This window comes from Delftia sp. HK171 (genome assembly GCF_001886655.1).
GTDB classification, from domain to species: Bacteria; Pseudomonadota; Gammaproteobacteria; order Burkholderiales; family Burkholderiaceae_C; genus Comamonas; species Comamonas acidovorans.
This window is the reverse complement of record NZ_CP018101.1, coordinates 1,126,038-1,146,338: the sequence shown is the minus strand read 5'-3', so window position 1 is coordinate 1,146,338 and position 20,301 is coordinate 1,126,038. Positions and strand designations below refer to the sequence as shown.

The window sequence follows — 20,301 nt, the reverse complement described above, 5'->3', positions numbered from 1 at the left end:
CGCATCACATTCGAAAATGCCCGCATTGTCGCCGCTGGGCGGGCAGGCTCGGCGGCGCGCCTCAGCAGCGCCTGCCGGCAACGCGGGTTTGCGCCCACTCCACGGCACAGATCACCAGCGCCATCCAGGCCAGGCCCAGCAGCCAGCCGGCCAGCACATCGCTGGCATAGTGCACGCGCAGCACCACGCGGCTGGCGCCCACGCCCAGGGCGACAGCCAGGGCCGCCAGGCCCACGGGCCAGCGCCAGGCCGGGCGCAGGTACGGCAGCAGCAGCCAGGCCAGCATCAGGTAGAGCACGAAGGTGCCCGCGCTGTGGCCGCTGGGGAAGCTGAAGCCGCCTTCAGGCACCCAGCCACCCACGGGGCGCGGACGGCCCACGCTGGTCTTGATGGCGCGTATCCACAGGCCCACGCCAGCCGTGGCCACCACCCAGGCGGCCGCATGCAGCCAGTCGCGCCGCCACAGCAGCAGCGCCAGCACGGCGGCCGACAGCGACACCATCCAGGCCACATTGCCCAGTTGGGTGAAGGCGACCACGGGGCGCACCCAGGCATCGGTGGCATGGCCGGCCAGCCACAGGTGCAGGGCCTCGTCGAGCACCGGCCAGTCGGTGCAGGTGGCGCAGCCTGCGGGCTGGGCCAGGCCCAGCATGTCGCGCACCATCACGGCCAGTGCCAGCAAGGCCAGCACGCCGGCGGCAGCCAGGCCCAGCCATGCGGCCCGCGGCATGGGCAGGCCTGCGTGGCGCAGCCGGGCCGTGGCAGGCAGGCGCAGATAGAAAAAAAGGCCGCCCAGGGCGGCCAGTACCAGGCACAGGCCGCCCGTGGCGGCGTGTGCGTCAATCCAGGTCCAGAGCATGCGGTGGCATCACTCCCAGGCCAGGGTGGGTACGCGGGAAGACTGGGGTTTGCGCAGCATCAGTCTTCGAGCAGGGCGCGCAGCATCCAGGCGGTCTGCTCGTGGACGGTCAGGCGCTGGGTCAGCAGGTCGGCCGTGGGTTCGTCGCTGGCCTTGTCGGCCAGGGGGAACAGGCTGCGCGCCGTGCGGGCCACGGCCTCGTGGCCGGCAACCAGGATGCGCACCATCTCCAGGGCCTTGGGCGGATCGTGGGGCACGTCGGCCAGGCTGGTGAGCTTGCCGAAGTCGGCATAGGAGCCCGGCGCGAAATGGCCCAGCGCACGGATGCGCTCGGCGATGGGGTCGACGGCGTTCCACAGCTCCGTGTACTGCCCCATGAACATGGTGTGCAGCGTGTTGAACATCGGGCCGGTGACGTTCCAGTGGAAATTGTGCGTGGTCAGATACAGCGTGTAGGTGTCGGCCAGCAGGGCCGACAGGCCCTTGGCGATGGCCGCGCGGTCCTTGTCGCTGATGCCGATATGGATGGCGGAGGAGCGCACGGACGCCGGTGCCACGTCGGCCAGTGCGGCCTTTGCAGGCTGCACTGCCTTGTCGGCCTGCACGGCCTCTGGCTTCTTTGCACCGGACTTGTCTTTGCTGGCATTTTTGGCCATGGGATCCCTTTCAGCTTCGTACAAACGGAAGATGCTCCCGGCAGGTCGCCCGGGAGCCAGTTGCAACGATAACGCAAGCGCAGCGGCCCCACAGGCCCGGAGCGCGCGCCGGTGCGGTCATCAGGACAGGCGTTTGACGCCGGGCAAGGCGCAGGCGTAGACCGCGTTGCGCAGGGCGGCGATGGCCTCGTAGCGCGTGAAGCTGCGGCGCCAGGCCAGGACTACGCGGCGTGTCGGCGGGGCCGAGCCGTCGTCCTCGAGGATGGGCAGGTAGCGGATGTGCGGCTCGTCGGTCTTGCGGCGGCGCGCCGTGGTCTCCAGCGCGTCGGCGGGCACGGACAGGCGCGGCACCAGGGTCACGCCCATGCCGGCGGCCACCATGTGCTTGATGGTCTCCAGCGACGATCCTTCGAAGGTGCGGCGAATGCCTTCGGCATTGCTGGCATAGCGTGCGAACTCGGGGCAGACCTGGAGCACATGGTCGCGGAAGCAGTGGCCCGAGCCCAGCAGCAGCATGGTCTCGTTCTTGAGATCGCTGGTGGAGACATGGTCCTTCTGGGCCAGCGCATGGGTGCTGGGAACGGCGGCCATGAAGGGCTCGTCGTACAGCGGAGCCAGCGCCAGGCCGGTGTCGGGGAAGGGCTCGGCGACGATGGCGCAGTCGATCTCGCCGGTGCGCAGCATCTCCAGCAGCTTGATGGTGTAGTTCTCCTGCAGCATCAGCGGCATCTGCGGCGTGCGCATGATGGAGTTGCGCACCAGGTCCGGCAGCAGGTAGGGGCCGATGGTGTAGATCACACCCAGGGTGAGCACGCCGGACAGCGGGTCCTTGCCGCGCTTGGCGATTTCCTTGATCTCGGCGGCCTGCTCCAGCACGCTTTGCGCCTGACGGATGATCTCCTCGCCCAGCGACGTGACCGACACTTCGCCGGCACTGCGCTCGAAGAGCTTGACATCGAGCTCCTCCTCCAGCTTCTTGATCGCCACGGACAACGTGGGCTGGGACACATAACAGGCTTCGGCGGCGCGGCCAAAATGCTTTTCACGTGCCACGGCCACGATGTATTTGAGTTCGGTAAGTGTCATTGGCGAGCTGTGTCTGGGAGGGAGCCTCGGAAAATACGATGGTCTTACACCAAGAACCTGTGCCGGAACCTTTGTGCAATCAGGCCTTGCGGCCCGCTTGCCAGGGTGCTCCCCTCAAAAGTTCCTGCACAGGTTCTAGGATTTGTCCTAATTCGATTGTGCCAGTCCTCGTCCGCGCATGACCACTGCGCGCTCCCCGACCCGCCGGCTTTTTGTATTTATCCACCTAGTGCAACGGCCGGCGCATCCGGTCGCGTTGCTGCATGAGCTGGTCCATGCCTATCAATGCAGCCAGGCCTATGGCCACGATCACGGTAAAGACCGGAAGGTCCAGGGCGCTGATCACGGCAAAGCCTTGCGGCCTAGCATAACGCTGTGTCTCTGAAATGCATACGAAGTCCGCTGCGGCCATGCCGGTGTAGTGCATGGAACAGACCGCCGCGCCCATGACGGCGGCGGCCAGCGCACGCATGCCCGGCGAGCTGGTGCGAAACGACAGCCACAGCGCGGTGCTGGCCGCGGCCACGGCGATGCCCACGGACAGCAGCACGGTGGGAACGGACCAGACGATGAAGCCCGGAAAGCGCATGCCATACATGCCCAGGTAATGCATGAAGGCCACGCCCAGGCCCAGCAGGGTGCCCGCGCCCAGCACGCGCGCCCCGCTTTCGGGCCGCCGCGCGACAAAGGCCAGCGCCACCGAGGTGGCGGCAACGGCGGCGCACAGGGACAGCAGGGTTTCGACCATGGAGTAGCCCGAACCCATGCCCAGGTTCAGCGCCAGCATGCCCGTGAAATGCATGGACCACACGCCGATGCCGCCCAGCGCCGTGCCCGCCGCCAGCAGGTTCAGCCAGCTGATGCCCTCGCGTCCCCGGATGCGCTGCGCCGCAGTCAGGGCCACGAAGGAGCCCAATACGGCAATGCCATAGGACAGGACCACCAGGCCCATGCGCCAGGAGGTCTCGACGATCTCATTCGCTTGAACGGCTTCATTCATGTTGGCAGCTCCTCATTCGCAGAAAAATGGGACAACACAAGAGTGATCGCGGCCGTCCTCCCCGTGGGGGAGGCTTGGCAGGCCATCCCCTCCCGGATGGAGCTACCCTGTTTTTTGTGACTCAATGTACCAAAAGGTCACAAATATTCAATGCCGTAACGGGACGGTGCTGTCACCGCCAGGACGGCATGAAGCGCTCCATTTCGATGGCTACAACGCGCGTGGAAACCACGTCTGGCGCGGGCTGCAGGCCTGCGGAAGATGCCGCTGCCAGGCAGCGCCTGGACACGTAAAAATACGTAACACAACCACCCGGCAGGAATGGAACGAACCGATCAGGCCTTGAGGAATTCGGCCTTGCCGCCCAGCCAGCGGCCCACATGGCGCTGGGCCAGTTGCGGGTGCTGCTCCAGCATGCGCGGCGCCAGCTCGCGGGCCCAGTCGAGCAGCATCAGGTCCTGCTCCAGGTCGGCGAAGCGCAGCATGGGAGCGCCGGACTGGCGCGCGCCCAGGAATTCCCCGGGGCCGCGAATTTCCAGGTCACGCCGCGCGATCTCGAAGCCGTCATTGGTCTCGGCCATGGCACGCAGCCGGTCCTTGGCCGTCTCGCCCAGGCGCCCGCTGTCTCCCACCGAATACAGCAGCACGCAGGCCGAGGCCGCCGCGCCCCGCCCCACGCGCCCGCGCAACTGGTGCAGCTGCGACAGGCCGAAGCGCTCCGCATGCTCGATGACCATGAGCGAGGCGTTGGGCACGTCCACGCCCACTTCGATCACCGTGGTGGAGACCAGCACGCCCATGACCCCGGCGGAGAACAGCTCCATCACGGCCTTCTTCTCGGCCGTGGGCATGCGCGAGTGCAGCAGGCCGACCATGACGCCGGGCAGCATCTCGCTCAGATAGGCATGGGTGGCCGTGGCGTTGGACAGGTCCAGCGCCTCGCTTTCCTCGATCAGCGGGCAGACCCAGTAGACCTGGCGTCCTTCCGCGACCTGGGCGCCTATGCGCTCGATGACCTCGTCCTTGCGGCTGTCGGCAATGAGCTTGGTGACGATGGGCGTGCGGCCCGGCGGCAGCTCGTCGATGGTGGACACATCCAGGTCGGCGTAGTAGCTCATGGCCAGGGTGCGCGGGATGGGCGTGGCGCTCATCATCAGCAGATGGGGCTCCATGCCCGAGGCCGCGAGCTTCTGGCGCAGCGCCAGCCGCTGGGCCACGCCGAAGCGGTGCTGCTCGTCGATGACGGCCAGCGCCAGGTTCTTGAACTGCACCTGGTCCTGGATGACGGCGTGCGTGCCCACGACCAGGGCCGCCTCGCCGCTGTGGACCAGCTCCAGCATGGCGGCGCGTTCCTTCTTCTTCTGCGCGCCGGCCAGCCAGGCCACGCGCTTGCCCAGCGGGGCCAGCAGCGGCTCCAGCCAGCCGACCAGCTTGCCGAAATGCTGCTCGGCCAGGATTTCGGTGGGCGCCATCAGCGCGCACTGCCAGCCGGCCTCGATGCAGGCCACGGCCGACAGCGCCGCCACCACGGTCTTGCCCGATCCCACATCGCCCTGCAGCAGCCGGTGCATGGGCATGCGGCGCTCCATGTCGGCAAGGATCTCGGCCACCACGCGCTGCTGGGCGCCGGTCAGGCCAAAGGGCAATTGGTCCAGGAACTGGCGCGCCAGGCCCTGGGCGCTGTCCATGGGCTGGGCGCGCAGCACGGGCGCCCTGAGCCGCGCGCGTTCGCGCTTGGCCTCGTATTGGGACAGTTGCTGGGCCAGCAGCTCCTCGGCCTTCAGGCGCTGCCAGGCCGGGTGCGAATGGTCTTCCAGCGTGGCCAGGGCCACATCGGGCGTGGGGTGGTGCAGGAACTGCAGCGCATCGCGCAGGCTGAACAGCGGCGGCAGCCCGCCGTTGCCATGGAACTGCGCCACGGGCGGATGCTCGCCCTGGGGCAGGGTATCGGAGAGATCGGCGCGCAGCATGGCCGTGACCGCCGCGCGGCGGATGTAGGCCTGGGGCAGGCCCGCCACCGTGGGATAGACGGGCGTGAGCGCCGTGGGCAGGTCGCCGCCCGCCGCGCGAAACGCCGGGTGCAGCATCTGCCGGCCCCAGAAGCCGCCCTTGACCTCGCCGCGGATGCGCAGCCGCGCGCCCACGGACAGGGTTTTCTGGTGCGAGGGGTAGAAGCTGAAGAAGGTCAGCACGCACTCGGCCGTGCCATCGTCCACCGTGACCTTGAGCATGCGTCGCGGGCGCAGTTGCACCTCGCTGTGGGTCACCGTGGCCTCGATCTGCACCGTGTCGCCCTCGCGGGCATTGCGCAGCGCAGTGATGCGCGTCTCGTCCTCATAGCGCAGCGGCAGGTGCAGTGCCAGATCGATGTCGCGCACCAGGCCCATCTTCTGCAGCGCCTTCTGCGCGGCGCTGGCTGCGGGCTTGGCGGGCGCTGCGGGCTTGTCTCCTGCCTTGTCTCCTGCCTTGCCGCCCTTGCCTGCGGCCTTTCCCTTGCCGGCACGCGCGGCCTTGCCGCCGGGGGCGTCGCGCCCCAGATCTGGGAAGGCAGAGGAGACGTTCAAGGGCATGGGCTATCCTGTTTCAGAGCATGCGTATGGGCATGGGCGGGCATGCAGCATAGTGTATGAATATACAGGTGTAGGCAACACGCCACGTTCATGCCGGATGCCCTTGCCCAAAGCACCCTTGAGGCCCCGGGTCTCTGGGGAAGCCGCTACCATGCACGCTGACGTTACGTAGTGTTACCCCGCCACCGAATGCCATGTTGAAGCGTATCAATGTCCAGCATGTCACTCTGGGCATGTTCCTGCACGAGTTCTGCGGCTCCTGGATGGAGCATCCTTTTTGGCGAACCCGTTTCCTGCTCCGCTCCGAGGCCGACCTCCAGCGCCTGCGCTCCACCTCCATCCAGGAGGTCTGGATCGACGTGCGCAAGGGCCTGGACGTGGGTGTCCAGGTGCCTTGCCTGCGCTTTGACCCGCAGGACGAGCTTCGCCACCAGATCCCGGACAGCGCCCGCCCTGTCTCCGAGCAGAGCACGGCCCCCATTTCCACCGCCACCGAGCTGCGCCGCGCCGCGCAGACCTGCGTGCAGGCCAAGCAATTGCTCAGCCGCCTGTTCAGCGACGCACGGCTTGGCCGGCCCGTGGACGCCACGGCCGCCGGGCAGCTGGTGGACGATGTGACGGCCTCCGTGGCGCGCAATCCCCACGCCCTGATCGGCCTGGCACGGCTGAAGACGGCCGACGACTACACCTACATGCACAGCCTGGCCGTGTGCGCGCTGATGGTGGCGCTGGCCAAGCGCATGGGCCTGGACGACCACAGCCTGCGCAAGGCCGGCATGGCCGGTCTCATGCACGACCTGGGCAAGACCGCGATCCCGGTCGCCGTGCTCAACAAGCCCGGGCCGCTGGACGATGCGGAATGGGCGCTGATGCGTGCCCACCCACGCCATGGCGAGCAGCTGCTGCGCCCGCTGGGCCTGGACGACGAGGTCATCGATGCCTGCCTGCACCACCACGAAAAGGTGGACGGCAGCGGCTACCCCGACGGACTGCAGCAGGGCGACATCGGCCTGCTGGCGCGCATGACGGCGATCTGCGATGTCTACGACGCCATCACCTCGGACCGGCCCTACAAGAAGGGCTGGCCGCCCTCGGAGGCGCTGCGGCGCATGGCCGAGTGGAGCCCCCGCCATTTCGACAAGCGGCTGTTCGAGCAGTTCGTGCAGACCGTGGGCATCTATCCGCTGGGCTCGCTGGTGCGCCTGCATTCGCAGCGCCTGGCCGTCGTGGTCGATGCCTCGCCGGGCAGCCTGCTGGCGCCGCGCGTCAAGGTGTTCTATTCGCTGCGCCAGGCCTGCCGCATCACGCCCGAGATCGAGGACCTGTCCGAGAGCCAGGGCAACGACCGCATCATCGCGCGCGAGGACCCGGTGAACTGGGACTTCCCGGATCTGGAGACGCTGTGGCTGGAGTTCGAGCGCCAGCCCCAGACGCAGGCCCAGATGGCCAAGTGACCGCCGCGAAATTCCGGGGATGACCCCAGGGTTTGCGACAATGGCGGACTTCCGTTCAACGAACTTGGAACGGGCCATGTCCGGCCCTCAAGCACTGCATGTCCTCCCTGTCCCGTGTGTTTTCGCTCAGCGATTTCGACTTCGAGCTTCCTGAGAACCTGATCGCCCAGCATCCTGCCGCCCAGCGCAGCGCCTCGCGCCTGCTCGACGGCCGCGACGATGCCACCCCGCCCACCGACCGCATCTTCCACGAGCTGCCCGACCTGCTGCAGCCCGGCGACCTGCTGGTGTTCAACGACACGCGCGTGCTCAAGGCGCGCATCTTCGGCGAGAAGGCCAGCGGCGGCCGGCTGGAGCTGCTGGTCGAGCGCGTGCTCGAAGGCAACGATGTCGTGGCCCACATGCGCGTCAGCAAGAAGCCCCTGCCCGGCTCGCGCATCCACCTGTGCGGCGGCAAGAACCGCGGCGGCTTCGACGCCGTGCTGCGCGGCCGCTGGCCCGACGAGAACGGCCCGCTGTTCCACCTGAGCTTCGAAGGCCCGCGCGGCGAGACGCCGCACGAGCTGATGGAGCGCTTCGGCCACCTGCCGCTGCCGCCCTATATCGAGCGCCACCAGGACACCGGCAACGACCCCGACGCCGCCGAAGACAGCGAGCGCTACCAGACCGTCTTCGCGGCCCGCCCCGGCGCCGTGGCCGCGCCCACGGCCGCCCTGCACTTTGACGACGCCGTGCTGGCCCGCCTGGCCGAGCGCGGCATAGAGCGCGCCAGCGTCACGCTGCACGTGGGCGCCGGCACCTTCCAGCCCGTGAAGACCGAGAACCTGGCCGACCACCAGATGCACAGCGAGTGGTACGAGATCCCGCTGGCCACGCTGGCTGCGCTGGAACGCTGCCGCCAGCGCGGCGGCCGCGTCGTCGCCGTGGGCACGACCACGGTGCGCACGCTGGAGTCCTGGGCCCAGACAGGCCAGTTCTCAGGCGACACGCGCATCTTCATCACGCCCGGCTTCGAGTACCAGGTGGTCGATCTGCTGATCACCAACTTCCACCTGCCCAAGAGCACGCTGATGATGCTGGTCAGTGCCTTCGCGGGCTACGAGCAGGTGATGGCGCTGTACCGCCATGCGATTGCGCAGGAGTACCGCTTCTTCAGCTATGGCGATTCCATGCTGTTGAAGAAGAAAAGCACCCCCTGAGCGGCTTACGCCGCTTCCCCCCGTTGCACGGCGCCTCTCTACCCGCTTCGCGAGGGAGGGGGGCATACGGGCAGCCGGCGACACCCTCGCGGCGGGGCGGCGCGGCCGGCTTAGGCCCTTGCTTGGTGTCCCTCGCCTCAGGCCGCGCCAGGTTCAAGCGCCAAGCCCGAAACGCCGCATGTTCAACCAAAGTAATGGCAGAGCCTGCGGCCCTTGACCTCGTGCACGCTGACGGGGATGCCGTAGAGGGTGCTAAGGACCTCGTCCTGCACCACCTCGGCCGGCGTGCCCGCCACGGCCAGGCGGCCGTCCTTGAGCGCGATGATGTGGTCGGCGTAGCACGAGGCGAAGTTGATGTCGTGCAGCACCATGACCACGGTCTTGCCGCGTTCGGTGACGGCACGGCGCAGCAGGCCCATCATGCTGACGGCGTGGGCCATGTCCAGGTTGTTCAGCGGCTCGTCCAGCAGGATGAAGGGCGTGTCCTGGCACAGCACCATGGCGATGTAGGCGCGCTGGCGCTGGCCGCCTGACAGTTCGTCGAGAAATCGCTCGGCCAGCGGCGTGAGCTGCAGGTACTCCAGCGCCTCGTCCACATGGCGCAGGTCTTCGGGGCCCAGCCGGCCCTTGCTGTGCGGAAAGCGGCCAAAGCCCACCAGGTCGCGCACCGTCAGGCGCAGCGTGCTCTGGTTGTCCTGGCGCAGGATGGCCATGATGCGCGCCAGCGCCTCGGTGGGCGTGGTGGCCACGTCGAGGCCGGCCACCCGCACCTTGCCCGCCGTGATGGGCATGAGGCGGCTGACCAGGGACAGCAGCGTGGACTTGCCCGCCCCGTTGGGCCCGATGATGGCCGTCAGCGCCCGCTCGGGCACATCGAAATTGAGCTCCTGCAGCACTGCCGTGCCGCCATGGCGCTTGAGCAGATCACGCACCTCGATCATTGGGTCCCCTTGCGCATGAGCAGCACGATGAAGACGATTCCACCCAGGAACTCCACCACGATGCTCAGCACGGTATTGAATTGAAAAAGCTGCTCCAGCAGCACCTGCCCGCCCATGAGCAGCACGCAGCCCCAGAGCACGGCCGCAGGCAGCACCCAGGCATGGCGGCGCGTGCCCATGGCGTGATAGGCCATGTTGCTGACCAGCAGGCCGAAGAAGATCACCGGGCCGACCAGGGCCGTGGACACGGCCACCATGCAGGCCACCACGGCGAGCAGCCGCAGCACGCGGCCCTCGTAGTCCAGGCCCAGGCTGACGGCGGCATCGCGCCCCAGCGAGATCACGTCCAGCACGCGGCGCTGGCGCCAGATCCAGGCGCTGCCCAGGGCAATCAGCAGCAGCGACGGCAGCAGCAGCTGCAGGTTCACCGCGTTGAAGTTGGCGAACATGCGGTCCTGCAGCGCCGTGAACTCATTGGGATCGAGCACGCGCATGGCCAGCCCGGCCAGGCTGCGAAAGAAGATGCCGCCCACCATGCCCACCAGCAGCATCAGGTGCAGGCTGCTGGCATGGCCCACGAACAGCCAGCGCATCAGCAGCACGCTGAAGCCCATCATCAGCACGATGTTGAGCGCATAGCGCCCGACCTCGCCCATGGCGGACACACCCGCCGCGCCCAGCATCAGCACCATGGACGCCTGCACGAACAGGTACAGCGCATCCAGCCCCATGACGGAAGGCGTGAGGATGGTGTTGTGCGACACGGTCTGGAACACCACGGTGGACAGGCCGATGGCACAGGCCACCAGCGCCATGGTCAGCACCTTGGCGCCCCGGTGCTCCAGCACGAAGGCCCAGTCGGTCTTGACGCCCACGGTCATGAAGGCCAGCAGGCACAGCAGGGCCAGCGCGCCCAGCAGCGCCAGGCGCGCGCCATGGCCCCAGCTGCGCGCTGCAAGCTCATCGGAAGCAACGGATTGCGGCAGGCTGCTCATGCACGGTCCTTGCGGCGGCGCAGGATCAGCGCCAGGAACAGGGCACTGCCCAGCACGCCCAGCACGGTGCCCACGGGGATTTCGTAGGGAGCGATCAGCAGCCGCCCGACCAGGTCGCACAGCACGGTCAGGCCCGCGCCGATCAGCGCCACCCACAGCACGCTGCGGCGCACGTTGTCGCCCAGGACCAGGCGCACCAAATTGGGCACGATCAAGCCCACAAAGGGCAGGCTGCCGGCCGTGACCACCACGGCCGAAGTAGCCACGGCCACCACCACCAGCCCCTGCCACACCAGGCGCCGGTAGTTCAGGCCCAGGTTGGTGGCAAAGCTCTCGCCCAGGCCCGCCACGGTGAAGCGGTCGGCCGCCAGGCAGGCCAGGGCCGTGACGCCCAGCGACAGCCACAGCAACTCGTAGCGGCCTTGGACCACCAGCGAGAAATCGCCGTTGGACCAGGACTTGAGCGCCTGCATCATGTCGAACTGCAGCGCCAGAAAGCTGGCGGCTGCCTCCAGCACGCCGGCCAGCACCAGGCCGACCAGGGGCACCATCCACGACGAGCGCAGCCGGATGCGCGAGAGCACGGCCAGAAACAGCGCCGTGCCCAGCAGTGCCGCCACGGCCGAAATCCCCATCTTGGCCATCACCGGCCAATGCGGCACCCAGAGGAACGCGGCCAGCATGCCCAGGCTGGCCGACTCCACCGTGCCCACGGTGGAAGGCTCCACGAAATGGTTGCGCGCCAGCATCTGCATGAGCAGGCCACAGACCGCCATCGATGCGCCGGCCAGCACCAGGGCCAGCGTGCGCGGCACGCGGCTGTAGACCAGCACCTGGCTGGCCAGGTCGTCCTCGCTGCGCGACCACAGCACGCTCCAGTGCATGTCGCCCGCGCCCACCATCAGGCTGGCCAGCGACAGCGTCAGCAACAGGCCCAGCGCGAAAAGCCAGGCAAGGGCCTGGCGAGAGGGGCGTGACATGGGCGCGGCGTGCGCGGTGGCGACAGGCGGGCTCAACGCTTTGAGGTCATGTGCGGGCAAAGGCATCCGACAGTTGCTGGATATTGGCCTTCAGCGCGCCCGGCCCGGCGTTGGACAGGGTGTACCAGTTGGCTGCGTTCAGATAAACCACCTGCTTGCCGCGCCAGGCCTTGGTGGCACGCACCAGCGGGTTGTCCAGCAGTTGCTGGGCGGTCTTGCCATCCTGGCCGATGGCCACGTCGCGGTCGATGACGAACAGCCAGTCGGGATTGGTCTTGAGCAGGAACTCGAAGGAGACCACCTGCCCATGGCGCGCCACCGTGAGGTTGTCGATGGCCGGCTTCACGCCGAACACATCGTGCAGCATGCCGAAGCGCGAGCCCGGACCGTAGGCACTGAGCTTGCCGCCCGAGGTCAGCAGCACCAGCCCCTTGCCGGCGTCCTGCGCCTTCCCATGCAGTGCGGTGATGGCCTGCTCCACGGACCGGACCTCGGCCTCGGCCTTGTCCTGCAGGCCGTAGACGGCGCCCAGCGTGCGGATGTTGCGGTAGATGTCGGCCATCTGGTGCTGGTCGCTGACACTGAGGTCCAGCACGGGGGCGAAGCGCGACAGCTCCTTGTACTTGGCCTCGGAGCGGCCGCCCACGATGATGAGGTCGGGCGACAGCGCCTTGATGGATTCGTAGTCGGGCTCGAACAGGCTGCCGATGCGTGCGTATTTCGCGTCGGCATAGCGGGCCAGCAGCGGCGGCATCTTGAACTCGGGCACACCCCGCACCTCGCCGCCCAGCGCCTGCAGCGTGTCCAGCGCCGCCAGCTCGAACACCAGCACGCGCACGGGCTTGAAGGGCACCTGGACCTCGCCCTTGGCATGCGGCACGGTCACGGTCTTGCCAGCCGCTGCCGTCTGGGCATGGGACATCTGCGCCGCCAGCGGCAGCGTGACCAACACGCCCAGGCCCTGGCCCATCTTCGCCAGGATCTGGCGACGGGAATGATTTGCATTCATGGTGTTCATCTTTACAGTGATTGCTGTATTGCCAGGAAGTTCAAACATTGGCCTTTGCGGCATCAGGGAAGTGCAGGCGTGTCGTCCGGCATGCGCTCGCAGGCCGGCAGGCCCTGGGCAAAGCGCCCGGGGTTGAGCAGGGCCACCAGGCCGCAGGCCAGCGAGCCCTGCCACTGCAGGTAGTCATGGCTGGTCTCGTGCTCGGCCTGGGTGACTTCGTAGCCCTTGGCGCGCAGCACATCGGCCAGGTGGCGGTTGGTTTCCAGGATGCCGTCCTGCCCGCCGCGTGCGCGCTCGTAGCGGCCTGCATCCAGATAAAAGCGCACGGGCTGGCGCGGCTCCTGGGCATAGCGGCGCTGCACCCAGCCCGGCACCTCGCCGGACGGCGACCACCAGAACGATCCCGACATGCTCAGCACGTTGCCGAACCAGCGCGCATTGACCAGACCCGCATAGGCCGAGGCCAGGCCGCCAAAGCTGGAGCCACCGATCACCGTGCGCGCCGCCGGCTGGCCCAGGCCCTGTTCACCCACCCAGGGCATCAGTTCCTCATCCAGAAAGCGCGCGAAGGCGGTGTTGGGCGGCAACTCCCTGCCGCGCGCCTGTGGGCTGGCGTTGTCCACCAGCACCACGGCCGTGGGCGGGATCAGGCCGTCGGCCATGAGGTTGTCGATGAGGGTGGGCGTGGACACCTGCTTCGCATAGGCGTTGCCGTCGAACAGCACCAGAAGCGCCTCGGGCGCCTGGCCGCCCGCCGGGCGGTAGGTCCAGACATCGCGGCTGTTGCCCAGCACGCGGCTGGACAGGCGGTGCTGCACCAGCGCCCCCTGGGCCACGCCCGCGCGCGGCGCCACCCAGGGCTGGGGCGGCGCCTTGGGCAGCTCCAGCACGGAGGCGCCCTGGAAGGCGTCGATGAAGCCGCCCTGAGGCGACTTTGGCGGCTGCGGAAACACCTTGGGATTGAGCGGATCGCGCTGCGCCGTGGCCAGCAGGGCGCGGCGCTGCTCCATGGCCGAGCCTGCGATCAACGGCACATCGGGCGCCAGGCGGTAACTGAGCCGCGCGTTGTCGGCCATGCGGAAGCTGGCCCACCAGACATCGCTGCCGGCCAAATGCTGCAGCGGATCATGGTTGCCGGCCGGGCTGCCGAACAGGCGAACCCCCTGCATGCCGGCGCGCGGCTGGCCACGCCACAGGAAGGTGACCAGGGACTGGCCGCCGGGCAGCGGCTCCACCATTGGCGCGCCCTCCTCCTGCACGCGCCGCCAGAAGGCGTCTGCCGCCACGCCCGAACCCGCGCCGCGCTGGATGGCCTGCGCCAGGGCCTGCAGGCGTGGGCTTTCCAGTGCAGGCAGCTCCAGGGCCTGCACAGCCTTGGCGCCCAACGGCGCAAGACTGGAGGTCAACCGCAGCGCAAAGCGGCCGGCTGCGGATTTCACCTCGCCGGCCATCAGCGCGTCCGTTGCGATGTGGCGCGCCACCAGCCTTTGCCTGCCAGCCCCCTCCGTGACCCACATCAGCGACTGCGCACCGCCATCGGGCCGCGCCAGGCGGCGCAGGTGCCGGCCCTGGGCATCCTCCAGGTCCAGGGCCACGCCCTGCCCTTCGAATTCACCCTGGACCACGTGGCCGGCGGGCAGATCGACGCGCCAGGACTCGCGCCCACCGGCAGCCAGGACCCCTGTGGCCGCCTGGCCCGGCGCCAGCGTGCCCGGCCGTGCGGCCAGGGCCTGCCGCGATGCGGCTGCCGTCATGTCTTCACCGGCATGGACGGCTGCGCCCAGCAGGCACAGCAGCGAGGTGGCCAGGCACAGGCCTTGTCGTGCAGCTTGCGCCATGGCGTCAGAAGTCCACCGTGGCCGAGACACGCACCGTGCGCGGGCCGCCCGTGGTGGCGAAGTTGTCATTGAAGCTGCCGGCCCAGTAGGACTTGTCGAACAGGTTCTCCACCGTGGCGCGGAAGGTGACGGGTTTGGCCGCGATGCGGGTGGCATAGCGCGCGCCCACGTCCACGCGGGTCCAGCTGGGCATCTTCAGCGTGTTGGCCGAATTCACCCATTGCGCACCCGTGTAGATCAGGCGACCGGTGAGCGTGGCGCCCGGCAGCGCGGGCACGTCCCATTCGCCGCCCAGGTTGGCCGTCCAGCGCGGCACGCCGTAGACGCCGAAGCCATCGCGCGCGCCGCCCTGGGTCTTGCTCTGGATGGCCTGGGTGTAGGCCAGGCCGCCCAGCACGCGCGTGCCGCGCAGCGGCTCGCCGAAGACATTCCACTCCAGGCCCCGGTTGCGCTGCTCGCCATCCATCAGCAGGCGGTTGGTCGCGGTCTCCACCACGGACGAGGGCCGCTCGATCTGGAACAGCGAGACCGTCTGCGTGAAATCACCCGTGCGCCACTTGGCGCCGATCTCGAACTGCTTGGTCTTGTAGGGCGCGAACACTTCGCCGGCATTGGCATAGGTGGCGCCGACGATGGAGCCCGCGCTCAGGCCCTGCACATGGTTGGCATACAGCGAGACCGCATCGCCCCAGGGCTTGACCACCAGGCCCAGCGCGGGCGAGACGGCCTGCTCGTTGTAGCCCGCCATCTTCTGGTTCACGCGCTGCAGGCGTGCGCCCACGGTCAGTTGCACGGCATCGCCGCCCCAGCTCAGCGTGTCGGCCAGGGCCAGGCTGCTGAGCACATCGTCGCGCTCCTGCTTGATGGCGCCGTAGGGGCCGGCCAGCGTGATGGGCGCGGGGTTGTAGATGTTGGTGATGTAGCTGGCGCTGGTGGCCACGGCCGCGCGCCCGCCCTTCTGGTTCATCCAGTTCAGGGAGGCCACCAGCAGGTGGTTCACGCCGCCCGTGCGCAGGCGCCCGCGCACGCCGAACTCGGCCGCCGTGCTGTCGGTATAGCCGTACTGGTTGTAGGTCTGGCCCACGGCCGAGCCGTCGCCCTGGGCGCGCAGCACCACGCGCGTGCCGTTGAGCATGCCGTCGTAGGCATGCTGCGCCGTGCCTGCAGAGCCGAACAGCGTCCAGTCCGCGCCCAGGTCCACCGAGCCGCGCAGCATCAGCGCATCGCTTTGCTGCTTGGCGTGTATGCCGGGGAACAGGTTGGTCGTGGCGTCGGGCGCCGCGATGACCTGCTTGAGGTTCTGCATGCTGACCATCATCGGGCTGCCGTCGCGGATGGTGGAGCGGTAGCTGTAGGCATCCAGCCCCAGCGTGAAACCGTCGCCCTGGTAGTCCAGCGCCAGCGCGCCCAGGCCGTGGCGGCGGTTCTGGCCGTCGATCTCGGTGTCGCCGCTCGAGGTGCTGCCGTTGACGCGTATGCCCAGGCGGCGCTCGGGGCCGAAGCGGCGCGAGACATCGGCCTGCAGGCCCAGCTGCGAGCCGCTGCTGAACATGGTGGTCACGCGCGTGAGATCCCGGGCCAGCGGGCGCTTGGTCACCAGGTTGATGGTGCCGCCCACGGCGCCGCCGGGCGTCATGCCGCTCATCAGCGCACCGGGGCCCTTGAGCACCTCCACGCGCTCGATCATCTCGACGGGCACGTGGCCGTCGGGCGCCAGTCCATACAGGCCGTTGAAGCCCAGCTCCGAGGCATTCACCCCCAGGCCACGGATGGTGAAGTTCTCGTAGGCATGGCCGGTGTTGGTGGTGAATCGCACCGAAGGATCGTTTTCCAGCACCGACATCAGCGTGGCCGCGTTCTGGTTGGCAATGCCTTCGGCCGTGTAGGAGGTGATGTTGAACGGCGTGTCCATCACATCGCGCTGGCCCAGCACGCCCAGGCCCGCACCCTTGGCCACTTGGCCGCCCGGGGCCACCGCGGGAAGGGTCTGGGGATCGGTGGTGCCCCGCACCGTGACCTCGCCCAGCTCGGCGTCAGCGGCCCAGGCGCCCGCGGGCAGCGCCGCGGCAGCCACCATGGCGCAGACACGGGCGATGGCGCCCAGGCGGTGGAGGGTGCAAACAGGGGTGAAGGGGCTGACGGCGCCTGCGCGCGGCAGGCCGATGCGGGTACGGGAAGACATCCGGGAGGGCTTTCGAGACGGAAGGAAATGCGCCGCATCCAGCCCGGAGCCACTCGGACACACTCGGACACAGGCCGGGTACGGCATCTGCCCGAATTATAGAAAATGAGAATTATTCTTATTAAGAAAGCAGCAACAACGCACCGCGCGCAAACATGGGCGCACGGCCAGCAAACAATCGCGTTGAAAACAGTGGGGGCCAGGCAACAGGCGGCCCGGCCTCGGCGACGCCAGAGGTCGCTAGAAGGTGTCGCCGCGCTCCATGGCGCGGCGGTGGCGCTGCACGAATTCCTGGTAGGTGTCGATGCCGCGCAGCTGCAAGATGGCATTGCGCACGGCGGCCTCGACCAGCACGGCGATGTTGCGGCCCGCCACCACCTGGATCACCACCTTGCGCACGGGCACGCCGAGCACATCCTGCGTCAGCGGCTCGGCCGGCAGGCGCTCGTACTCGCGCTCCATGGTTTCCTTGCGCACCAGGTGCACGATGAGCTTGAGGCGCATCTTGCGGCGCACGGCCGTCTCGCCAAAGATGGCGCGGATGTCCAGCAGCCCGATGCCGCGCACCTCCAGCAGGTTCTGCAGCAGCTCGGGGCACTTGCCCTCGATCGTGGTCTGGTTGATGCGGTACAGGTCCACCGCGTCATCGGCCACCAGGCCGTTGCCGCGCGTCACCAGTTCCAGCCCCAGCTCGCTCTTGCCCAGGCCCGACTCGCCCGTGATCAGCACACCCATGCCCAGGATGTCCATGAACACGCCGTGCATGGTGGTGCGGTCGGCGAAATGCTTGGCCAGGTAGGCGCGCAGCACATCGATCACGAAGGCCGACTGCTCGCGCGTGGAGAACATGGGAATGTGGGCGCGCTCGCACATGGACAGCAGCGCCTCGGGCGCCGTCTGCCCGTCGGCCAGCACCAGCACGGGCGGCTCCAGCGTGACGATGCGTGCCACGCGGCGCTGGCAGTCCTGCGGCGTGGCATTGCTCAGATAGGCGATCTCGCGCTCGCCCAGCACCTGCAGCCGGTAGGGATGGATGTAGTTCAGGTAGCCGACGAGGTCCGCGCCGGAGCGCGCCGAGCGCACGGCCATCTCGTCGAAACGGCGCTCCGAGGCTCCCAGGCCCGCCACCCACTCCCAGCGCAGGCTGGAGCGGAACTCCTCGAACAGGACATCGGCGCTGATGGCACTGGGTCTCATGGCAAGGCCCGTGAAAAGGGGAAGGAAAAAGTCTGGAAGACTAGACCAGGGGCGCAGCGGAGGACTGCCAGCCGGCAATCATTCCATGCAGCCGGGCCGCATCGGCGCAGGACTTCAGGCGCTCGCGCAGCTGGCTGTCGCTGAGAAGCTCGGCGATTTCGGACAGGATTTCCAGATGCTTCTGGGTGGCCGCTTCGGGCACCAGCAGAAAGATCAGCAGGCCCACGGGCTGCTCATCGGGAGCATCGAAACCAATGGGATTGTCCAGTTGGAACACGGCCGCCATGGGAGCGGTCAGGCCCTTGATGCGCCCATGGGGAATGGCCACGCCGTGGCCGAGCCCCGTCGAGCCCAGGCGTTCGCGTGCAAACAGGCTGTCGGTGATGAGTGCGCGGGACAGGCCATGCAGGCTCTCGAAGAGCAGACCTGCTTCTTCGAAAGCGCGCTTTTTGCTGGTGACGTCGACGCTCACGAGCACTTGAGCGGCGGGCAGGATGGAGGCAAGACGGTTCATGGTTCGGGAAACAATTATGCACCGCAGTGCCGGAAACCGTGGGGAAACCCTGACCCCCATCAAAAACCGCCCCGAAGGGCGGTGGTCGTGCGTGGCTCATCAGCCACATAAGCGCAGGTATTGTAAGCGCCCGCACAGGGCAGGCGCCTTACCTGTCACCCGACTGACGCCAAGGTCAGCCCAGCATCATCGAGTCGCTTGGCCGAACCATAGCGGCTGCCCTGCTGGCGGGTCTTGTAGCGCACCACCACGCGGTCCAGCTTGTCAGCCAGCGCATCGACGGCGGCGTAGAGATCGAAGTGAGAGGTCTCGACAAAAAGATCCTGGCCCTTGACGCGCAGCGTGCAACCGGCACGTTGGCGCTTTTCCTTCTCCTTTTGGTTATAAACGGTCAGCAAGACCTTTACATCCACCACCTGGTCAAAGTGTCGAAGAATGCGTTCGAGCTTGGCCATGACGTAACTGCGCAGCGAGGGAGTGACCTCCAGGTGATGCCCACTAATCGTCAGATTCATATCTAAACACTCCTTGCTCTGGATGAAAACAGCCCGGTCCACAGGGAGACGATCCGCAGGGACAGGTGCTTGCAGGCCGGAATGCGCATTCGTTTGCTTGCGAATCCACTATGCGCCGGGGTCTGCCCAAAAGCAACGCCGCAAGCCGATAGCGCAGGACGGTGCAGGGCCTTGGAGGCGGGTTTTGCGCGCCATGCAATTGGGCGCACAATCGGCGGGTTTGCCAGGCTGCGCCCCTGGGGTGGGGCTTGCCACGGGCCGCCCGTCACCGTGAGGCGCCGTTGGTTAGAATCGCGCTCCTGCGCGTGCCGCTTGCAGCCATCCGGCCGCTGCAGCCTCTTTGCCAGATTGCCCCTTGCCTCACATGACCACCCAGTCCCGCCCCTCCGCCCTGCACACTTCCAACATTGCCTCGCTGCCGCTGCTCGCGCGCGGCAAGGTGCGCGACAACTATGCCGTGGGTGATGACCGCATCCTGATGGTGGCCTCGGACCGCCTGTCGGCCTTCGACGTGATCATGGGCGAGCCCATCCCCGGCAAGGGCGAGCTGCTGACGCAAATGGCGCTGTTCTGGTTCGACAAGCTCGGCCACATCTGCCCCAACCACCTGACCGGCGAAGCGCCCGAGTCCGTGGTCACGCCCGCCGAAGTGCCCCAGGTCACGGGCCGCTCCATGCTGGTCAAGCGCCTCAAGCCCGTGCTGATCGAGGCCGTGGTGCGCGGCTACCTGGCCGGCAGCGGCTGGAAGGAATACCAGGAATCGCGCTCGGTCTGCGGCGTGCCCCTGCCCGAAGGCCTGACCAACGCCGCCAAGCTGCCCGAGCCCATCTACACCCCGGCCGCCAAGGCCGAGATGGGCGACCATGACGAGAACATCACCTACGAGCGCACGGTGGAGATGGTCGGCGAGAAGCTGGCCTCCCAGATCCGCGATACGGCCATCCGCATCTACAAGGAAGCTGCGGCCATCGCCCTCGAAAAGGGCATGATCATTGCCGACACCAAGTTCGAATTCGGCCTGGACGAGAACGGCGAACTGGTGCTGATGGACGAAGTCCTCACGCCCGACAGCTCGCGCTACTGGCCCGTGGAGGGCTATGCCCAGGCCCTGGCCAATGGCGAGAACCCGCCCAGCTACGACAAGCAGTTCGTGCGCGACTGGCTGGAGCAGGCCCAGGTCAACGGCAAGCCCTGGGACAAGAAGGCTCCGGCCCCGCGCCTGCCCCAGGAAGTGACCGAGAAGACGGCCGCCAAGTACCGCGAAGCCCTGCAGCGCCTGACGGCCTGACGGCCCGCCATATCCCGG

17 protein-coding genes are annotated in these 20,301 nt (G+C 67.8%); 3 read left to right on the top strand and 14 right to left on the bottom strand.

Annotated elements, in window-relative coordinates:
• Positions 1-61: 61 nt before the first annotated feature.
• From BO996_RS05215 to recG, 5 genes are all read right to left on the bottom strand, one after another.
• Positions 62-859, bottom strand: coding sequence for a phosphatase PAP2 family protein (locus BO996_RS05215; RefSeq protein ID WP_012202947.1), 798 nt, complete (start codon positions 857-859; stop codon positions 62-64).
• A 59-nt stretch (positions 860-918) separates the two neighbouring features.
• Positions 919-1,515, bottom strand: a complete 597-nt coding sequence (locus BO996_RS05210; RefSeq protein ID WP_034389936.1) for a Dps family protein — start codon at positions 1,513-1,515, stop codon at positions 919-921.
• 120 nt (positions 1,516-1,635) lie between these two features.
• Positions 1,636-2,601 carry a LysR substrate-binding domain-containing protein gene (locus BO996_RS05205; protein WP_013804463.1) on the bottom strand — a complete coding sequence of 322 codons (966 nt, stop codon included), beginning with the start codon at positions 2,599-2,601 and terminating at the stop codon, positions 1,636-1,638.
• Between the two features lie 226 nt (positions 2,602-2,827).
• Entirely contained in the window at positions 2,828-3,601 is a 774-nt protein-coding gene (locus tag BO996_RS05200; protein WP_071954195.1) for an MHYT domain-containing protein, read from the bottom strand.
• A gap of 335 nt (positions 3,602-3,936) precedes the next feature.
• Complete coding sequence (recG, locus tag BO996_RS05195; protein WP_071954194.1) at positions 3,937-6,171, bottom strand: ATP-dependent DNA helicase RecG; 2,235 nt, start codon at positions 6,169-6,171, stop codon at positions 3,937-3,939.
• A 194-nt stretch (positions 6,172-6,365) separates the two neighbouring features.
• Between recG and BO996_RS05190 the strand changes: the two genes are divergently transcribed.
• Both BO996_RS05190 and queA read left to right on the top strand, forming a co-directional pair.
• Complete coding sequence (locus BO996_RS05190; protein WP_013804466.1) at positions 6,366-7,625, top strand: HD-GYP domain-containing protein; 1,260 nt, start codon at positions 6,366-6,368, stop codon at positions 7,623-7,625.
• Between the two features lie 98 nt (positions 7,626-7,723).
• Entirely contained in the window at positions 7,724-8,824 is a 1,101-nt protein-coding gene (gene queA / locus BO996_RS05185; RefSeq protein ID WP_034389929.1) for a tRNA preQ1(34) S-adenosylmethionine ribosyltransferase-isomerase QueA, read from the top strand.
• A 182-nt stretch (positions 8,825-9,006) separates the two neighbouring features.
• Here queA and BO996_RS05180 read toward each other — a convergent pair whose 3' ends face one another.
• The 9 genes from BO996_RS05180 to hpf form a co-directional block, all read right to left on the bottom strand.
• Entirely contained in the window at positions 9,007-9,765 is a 759-nt protein-coding gene (locus tag BO996_RS05180; RefSeq protein WP_034389926.1) for an iron ABC transporter ATP-binding protein, read from the bottom strand.
• Positions 9,762-10,760 (bottom strand): iron chelate uptake ABC transporter family permease subunit, encoded by a 999-nt coding sequence (locus BO996_RS05175; protein ID WP_071954193.1) that lies wholly within the window; start codon positions 10,758-10,760, stop codon positions 9,762-9,764. Before BO996_RS05175 ends, BO996_RS05180 begins: the two co-directional genes overlap by 4 nt.
• Complete coding sequence (locus tag BO996_RS05170; protein WP_071957029.1) at positions 10,757-11,740, bottom strand: ABC transporter permease; 984 nt, start codon at positions 11,738-11,740, stop codon at positions 10,757-10,759. Before BO996_RS05170 ends, BO996_RS05175 begins: the two co-directional genes overlap by 4 nt.
• A 46-nt stretch (positions 11,741-11,786) precedes the next feature.
• Complete coding sequence (locus BO996_RS05165) at positions 11,787-12,797, bottom strand: siderophore ABC transporter substrate-binding protein (protein ID WP_071954192.1); 1,011 nt, start codon at positions 12,795-12,797, stop codon at positions 11,787-11,789.
• A 14-nt stretch (positions 12,798-12,811) separates the two neighbouring features.
• Positions 12,812-14,587, bottom strand: a complete 1,776-nt coding sequence (locus BO996_RS05160; protein WP_071954191.1) for an enterochelin esterase domain-containing protein — start codon at positions 14,585-14,587, stop codon at positions 12,812-12,814.
• 4 nt (positions 14,588-14,591) lie between these two features.
• Positions 14,592-16,769, bottom strand: coding sequence for a TonB-dependent receptor (locus BO996_RS05155; RefSeq protein ID WP_071954190.1), 2,178 nt, complete (start codon positions 16,767-16,769; stop codon positions 14,592-14,594).
• A gap of 240 nt (positions 16,770-17,009) precedes the next feature.
• Positions 17,010-17,966, bottom strand: coding sequence for an HPr(Ser) kinase/phosphatase (gene hprK, locus BO996_RS05150; protein ID WP_012202934.1), 957 nt, complete (start codon positions 17,964-17,966; stop codon positions 17,010-17,012).
• 40 nt (positions 17,967-18,006) lie between these two features.
• Complete coding sequence (locus BO996_RS05145) at positions 18,007-18,480, bottom strand: PTS sugar transporter subunit IIA (protein ID WP_013804474.1); 474 nt, start codon at positions 18,478-18,480, stop codon at positions 18,007-18,009.
• A gap of 155 nt (positions 18,481-18,635) precedes the next feature.
• Positions 18,636-18,995 (bottom strand): ribosome hibernation-promoting factor, HPF/YfiA family, encoded by a 360-nt coding sequence (hpf, locus tag BO996_RS05140; RefSeq protein WP_071954189.1) that lies wholly within the window; start codon positions 18,993-18,995, stop codon positions 18,636-18,638.
• Positions 18,996-19,359: 364 nt separating this feature from the next.
• Here hpf and BO996_RS05135 point away from each other — a divergent pair, with 364 nt between their 5' ends.
• Complete coding sequence (locus tag BO996_RS05135; RefSeq protein ID WP_012202931.1) at positions 19,360-20,283, top strand: phosphoribosylaminoimidazolesuccinocarboxamide synthase; 924 nt, start codon at positions 19,360-19,362, stop codon at positions 20,281-20,283.
• The last annotated feature ends 18 nt before the right edge of the window (positions 20,284-20,301 follow it).

Excerpts from the sequence above, each read along its gene's own strand:
- BO996_RS05160 (WP_071954191.1), bottom strand. The coding sequence starts at position 14,587 with ATGGCGCAAGCTGCACGACAAGGCCTGTGCCTGGCCACCTCGCTGCTG.
- BO996_RS05135 (WP_012202931.1), top strand. The coding sequence starts at position 19,360 with ATGACCACCCAGTCCCGCCCCTCCGCCCTGCACACTTCCAACATTGCC.
- recG (WP_071954194.1), bottom strand. The coding sequence starts at position 6,171 with ATGCCCTTGAACGTCTCCTCTGCCTTCCCAGATCTGGGGCGCGACGCC.
- hpf (WP_071954189.1), bottom strand. The coding sequence starts at position 18,995 with ATGAATCTGACGATTAGTGGGCATCACCTGGAGGTCACTCCCTCGCTG.
- hprK (WP_012202934.1), bottom strand. The coding sequence starts at position 17,966 with ATGAGACCCAGTGCCATCAGCGCCGATGTCCTGTTCGAGGAGTTCCGC.
- BO996_RS05180 (WP_034389926.1), bottom strand. The coding sequence starts at position 9,765 with ATGATCGAGGTGCGTGATCTGCTCAAGCGCCATGGCGGCACGGCAGTG.
- BO996_RS05190 (WP_013804466.1), top strand. The coding sequence starts at position 6,366 with ATGTTGAAGCGTATCAATGTCCAGCATGTCACTCTGGGCATGTTCCTG.
- BO996_RS05215 (WP_012202947.1), bottom strand. The coding sequence starts at position 859 with ATGCTCTGGACCTGGATTGACGCACACGCCGCCACGGGCGGCCTGTGC.
- BO996_RS05210 (WP_034389936.1), bottom strand. The coding sequence starts at position 1,515 with ATGGCCAAAAATGCCAGCAAAGACAAGTCCGGTGCAAAGAAGCCAGAG.
- BO996_RS05200 (WP_071954195.1), bottom strand. The coding sequence starts at position 3,601 with ATGAATGAAGCCGTTCAAGCGAATGAGATCGTCGAGACCTCCTGGCGC.
- BO996_RS05205 (WP_013804463.1), bottom strand. The coding sequence starts at position 2,601 with ATGACACTTACCGAACTCAAATACATCGTGGCCGTGGCACGTGAAAAG.
- BO996_RS05155 (WP_071954190.1), bottom strand. The coding sequence starts at position 16,769 with ATGTCTTCCCGTACCCGCATCGGCCTGCCGCGCGCAGGCGCCGTCAGC.
- BO996_RS05165 (WP_071954192.1), bottom strand. The coding sequence starts at position 12,797 with ATGTTTGAACTTCCTGGCAATACAGCAATCACTGTAAAGATGAACACC.
- queA (WP_034389929.1), top strand. The coding sequence starts at position 7,724 with ATGTCCTCCCTGTCCCGTGTGTTTTCGCTCAGCGATTTCGACTTCGAG.
- BO996_RS05145 (WP_013804474.1), bottom strand. The coding sequence starts at position 18,480 with ATGAACCGTCTTGCCTCCATCCTGCCCGCCGCTCAAGTGCTCGTGAGC.
- BO996_RS05170 (WP_071957029.1), bottom strand. The coding sequence starts at position 11,740 with ATGTCACGCCCCTCTCGCCAGGCCCTTGCCTGGCTTTTCGCGCTGGGC.
- BO996_RS05175 (WP_071954193.1), bottom strand. The coding sequence starts at position 10,760 with ATGAGCAGCCTGCCGCAATCCGTTGCTTCCGATGAGCTTGCAGCGCGC.